This window comes from Blautia hominis (assembly GCA_002270465.1).
Classification (GTDB): domain Bacteria; phylum Bacillota; class Clostridia; order Lachnospirales; family Lachnospiraceae; genus Blautia; species Blautia hominis.
In genome coordinates, this window is sequence record NQOF01000020.1 from 1 (window position 1) to 4,148 (window position 4,148).

Genomic DNA, 4,148 nt, shown 5'->3' on the forward strand with positions numbered 1-4,148 from the left:
GGTGGACCGGAGTGTAATAACCTATTATATAGATTTATATAGATAAACATATAAGTCCGGCATATGACCCGGCGCCGGGCTGGTGGTTCCTATTTAGATTCTCTGTTCTCTGGCAGTATAATCAGAAAAATCCTTCTAGGGCTATTGTTGCCTGATCTATACAATCAAACTCTTAAAGGTATTGCGCCCTGCGATACCGTCCACAGTAAGCCCATAATCATTTTGGTACTGCCGCACTGCAGATTCCAGTTCACTACCAAAACTTCCAGGACATTCTACACCATTTGGGTTGTACCCTTTAAGCATAAGCAATATCTCAACTGCTGTGACCATGTACTGATATTCCCCCCTGCAAACATAATGATGGTCCAGTGCCTTGTCCGATTTCGGACCCCAAATACCATCAATATTCAACCCTGTATGATAATCCATGTTAAGAGCTGTCTGCAGCACCACGATTCCTCCTTTGATCGTTTCTATACCTCTAACTCCATCTGCACTTATGTCTAGTCCAGTGAAATTATTAAGATGTATCTGTCCGTCTTTTATAACTTTATTACCTCCGGAAACAGCTTGCGTAATATCTGGTAATACTGTAGATATACTACCGGATTCCTGTCCGGCTATATTATTTTTATCGGTTATCTCCTTCACAAAGTCCCGATAACAGTAATTGATATCTACCATACCATTGTTGCCAGTAAGTCCCGGTACATTGCCAGAACTTGTATACTGCCAAATATCCACTCCGGTCACATCTGGAGCCTGGGAGCTGTACTTTGCAACCCATTTGGTATATTTATCCAGAGAGCTGCCAATTATATTCTTGTACCAGTTTTCATTTGCATAAATGCCAACAACATAACCCGCCCTCCCCACAATATCCGCAAAAATTTTTGCTCCATGCACAGCATGTGCTCTTGTATCCGGGCTATGCTCTTCCTCCAGATCCAGATAAACAGGAAAAGAGAGTTTGTACTTTTTGATGAGCCGGAGGACATGCGCAGCCTCACTCCTGCTCTTGCCCTCCGTATTGGCATAAGAGTATAGATACACACCAAAAGGAATACCCAAGCGTGTACATTCATCAGCATTGCGTTTCCAGTGCTTATCATCCTGACTTGTCATATCCATGCCATAACCACACCGAATAATTACGCCATCTATATGGCTGCGGGCCTTTTCCCAATTAATTTTGCCATTATGTTCTGATACATCAATAATTTTCTGTATACCCATATTGCTCCTTTCCTTATCTGTTGGACCAGTCTAAATTGAGAGAGGACGATTTCCCGCCCTCTGTCATCTTTTTGTCTCAACCTCCGGCAGACCTGCAACACTGGTCAACATGGACAATACCCCAGCCAATACTGCGGCTGATAGTACATATCTCCAATCCACTTGTCCCATTGCTGCGGCGGTACCAATACCGGCAATTGCAGCCTGGGCAATGGTCTTAACTGCTCTGATACCTGCCTTTTTCACCCAATTCACCCAATATGACTTATTTTTCATACTCACTCTTCTTTCTTCTCCAATATGGTGATCCGTGTCTCATGGTCATTTAGTTTATTGTCCTGTTCCTCGTTGTGCACCCATATCCGCTCATGGGATTTGTGGTTCTTTTCTGTCAGCTCGTCCATTCCCTCATCCAGCATATTAAGTCTGTCGATCAGTCGGGTTATGGATGTGTTTAGCTTTATGATCGGTGTGCCGATGGAGATTGCAAAAGCAGTCAGGGCCACAATAACGCCAAATACTTCCCATTCTGTCACATGTAAAACCCTCCTTAGCTAAAAATCGCATACAGATGCCCGCTCCTTATTTCAAAGGTCGGTGTCTTTCCATCCGCTCCGGCTGGCCCCTGCGGCCCCTGAGCGCCAGTGGCTCCTGTAGCTCCTTTTGCACCGGCTGCACCAGTATCACCTTTCGGTCCCTGTGGCCCAGTGGCTCCTGTGTCACCCTTTGCGCCCTTTAATCCTGCAAGCTGGGCGGCTGTAAAGTCAGCGTAAGTAAATGCAGCGCCTTTATCGCCTTTCGGACCCGTGGCTCCCTGGGGGCCTGTGGCTCCAGTCGCACCTTTTGGTCCCTGGGGACCTGTCATACCAGTGGCACCTGATAAATCTGTGATGTATGTATACGCTGTTGTCCCTTTTACATACAATTTTGCATTATCTGCGTCATTAACGTTTCCCGTATCGATCATGACAAACTGTCCGGTCTTGACACCATCTGACGCAAAGCCGCTATTCATGGCTGAAATGCTGGCATAGGTCTTTGCTATCGTGAATGCCTCACCTGCAGGTCCCTGCGGACCAGTTGAGCCGGTCGCTCCTTTCGGCCCAGTCGCACCGGTGTCACCCTTCGGACCCTGCGGACCAGTAGGTCCTGTTGCTCCAGTATCTCCTTTTGGTCCCTGAGCACCAGCAGCACCTTTGATATTGCCCGTTTTTGCCCAGGCTCCTGACGTCTTTTTATAGATATCAAAATTCGCTGTATTCAGATAAAAGTCCCCGTCTTTTCCCTGTGTTGTCGGTGCTGCAGCGCCAAACAGCCAGGTTGCACCGTCCGCTCCCTTTGCTCCGGCTGCACCTGTGGCGCCCTTGGGCCCCGTGGGTCCAGTTTCGCCCTGGATACCCTGTGGCCCCTGTGCGCCTGTTGCTCCCTTGGCCCCGGTATCTCCTTTTAGACCCTGCGGTCCAGCCGGCCCCTGAATCCCTTGTGGGCCCTGAGGGCCAATGATACTCCCTAAATCAACTTCTCTTGCCATAGCTTATCTCTCCTTTATTTTTGATATAACGCATACAGATGACCGTCCCTGATCTCAAACTCCGGTGTTTCCCCTGCCGGTCCCCGTATATCGTCTAATATGATCAGGCAGCACCATTCATTACTATCTGTATACCGCCATTCAATCTCTGTCCCTGTATTGCGCATTTCAATTTCCCGTTCCCGTATCGGCAGCCTGATACGCGAGCCAATGGTCTGTCCTCCAGACATAAGCTGCAGCATATCCTCCTGCAAAGTGATGTCATCTGCCCGTCCACGCAGTTCTTTCAAAATCTCCTGCATCGGGGTCAGCTCTGACCTGCTATAATTTTCAGGTTTTGCCCGTTTTTTTACCGGCATAAATATTGTCCGTAAAGTTTCTCCCTGGCTGTCATCACAGACATATATATACGCAATAACATTTTTACCGCTCTGTAGAAGGATGTCCGGTATTTCAACAGCAACACTGCCATCCTCCTGCCTGTTTCCGGGAACTGTAAAAGACATAGTTCCAAACTCCTCAGTTAAATGCACCTCTGTCTGATCTGGGATCTGCAGGCCGAATACCTGCAGCGTCTGTCCGTAATCCCACTGTACAAGCCCAAAAACCGTTTTATAATACTGTCCGTCACTACAAAATTTGGCTATTATCATTGCCGTCTCCTTCCTGCCTGGAAGATTAACCGGCAAGGATGCTTCTTCTCTCTTCCTGGTTAATCCAGCCCTTTGCGGCTGCTTTCTCTACTACTTCTGCATTTCCAGTCTTTTTGTATAATCTTGTGATTGTTTCAAACATACGATGCACCTCCTTACACGAGTCCCAGGTTTTCAAGAACCAGAGTGTCCACGGTTTCCTCCAGGGCAGTTATACGGGCCTCCGTTTCATCTGGCCTCTGCAGTTCTACAATAATAGCACTACCTTTAACCGGCACTGCATTTCCTTCCTTATCCTGTGTGTGATCCATGGTGATTTCCATCTGTTTTTCAATCCTCCGGATTTTTGTGAATCCAGAATGGATTCTAAATACCTCATTGTTATCATCAATCACCTGTATTTTTCCTGTGTTTACCATATCAGACAGTAAGATCTCATACTCCATGATGTTTTTATCCCCAGGAACTAATCCCAATGTGAGGGAATCACCTGACACCTGAATTCCATCTGCGATAATCCCCAGCTCCTGCCCATTATTTAATCTAATTTTACCCATATCACTCATCTTTCCATTTCGTTTTTTATATTAAAATAGACCGCTCATCACGGTCTGGCTCTAATTTCCATATAAAATCACCTACTTTCATTGAAAAATACTCATTACAACACACCCGGAACGGTGTATTCTGATGAAAATTCTTCACTTCTTTTGCTAAACTCCGCT

6 protein-coding genes are annotated in these 4,148 nt (G+C 46.5%); all 6 read right to left on the bottom strand.

Going from position 1 to position 4,148, the window contains the following annotated elements; translation table 11 throughout:
* Positions 1-156: 156 nt before the first annotated feature.
* Positions 157-1,239 carry a GH25 family lysozyme gene (locus CI595_RS25680; RefSeq protein WP_095176458.1) on the bottom strand — a complete coding sequence of 361 codons (1,083 nt, stop codon included), beginning with the start codon at positions 1,237-1,239 and terminating at the stop codon, positions 157-159.
* A 63-nt stretch (positions 1,240-1,302) separates the two neighbouring features.
* Positions 1,303-1,515, bottom strand: coding sequence for a holin (locus CI595_RS25685; protein ID WP_095176460.1), 213 nt, complete (start codon positions 1,513-1,515; stop codon positions 1,303-1,305).
* Positions 1,516-1,517: 2 nt separating this feature from the next.
* Positions 1,518-1,775 carry a hypothetical protein gene (locus CI595_RS25690; protein ID WP_095176462.1) on the bottom strand — a complete coding sequence of 86 codons (258 nt, stop codon included), beginning with the start codon at positions 1,773-1,775 and terminating at the stop codon, positions 1,518-1,520.
* A gap of 14 nt (positions 1,776-1,789) precedes the next feature.
* Positions 1,790-2,770: a collagen-like domain-containing protein gene (locus CI595_RS25695; protein ID WP_095176464.1), complete on the bottom strand. Its 981-nt coding sequence runs from the start codon at positions 2,768-2,770 to the stop codon at positions 1,790-1,792.
* A gap of 14 nt (positions 2,771-2,784) precedes the next feature.
* Positions 2,785-3,423, bottom strand: coding sequence for a hypothetical protein (locus tag CI595_RS25700; protein WP_095176466.1), 639 nt, complete (start codon positions 3,421-3,423; stop codon positions 2,785-2,787).
* A 155-nt stretch (positions 3,424-3,578) separates the two neighbouring features.
* Positions 3,579-3,980 carry a hypothetical protein gene (locus CI595_RS25705; RefSeq protein WP_095176468.1) on the bottom strand — a complete coding sequence of 134 codons (402 nt, stop codon included), beginning with the start codon at positions 3,978-3,980 and terminating at the stop codon, positions 3,579-3,581.
* Between the last annotated feature and the right edge of the window lie 168 nt (positions 3,981-4,148).

Coding starts and splice junctions, on each gene's coding strand:
- CI595_RS25680 (WP_095176458.1), bottom strand. CDS start 1,239: ATGGGTATACAGAAAATTATTGATGTATCAGAACATAATGGCAAAATT.
- CI595_RS25685 (WP_095176460.1), bottom strand. CDS start 1,515: ATGAAAAATAAGTCATATTGGGTGAATTGGGTGAAAAAGGCAGGTATC.
- CI595_RS25695 (WP_095176464.1), bottom strand. CDS start 2,770: ATGGCAAGAGAAGTTGATTTAGGGAGTATCATTGGCCCTCAGGGCCCA.
- CI595_RS25700 (WP_095176466.1), bottom strand. CDS start 3,423: ATGATAATAGCCAAATTTTGTAGTGACGGACAGTATTATAAAACGGTT.
- CI595_RS25705 (WP_095176468.1), bottom strand. CDS start 3,980: ATGGGTAAAATTAGATTAAATAATGGGCAGGAGCTGGGGATTATCGCA.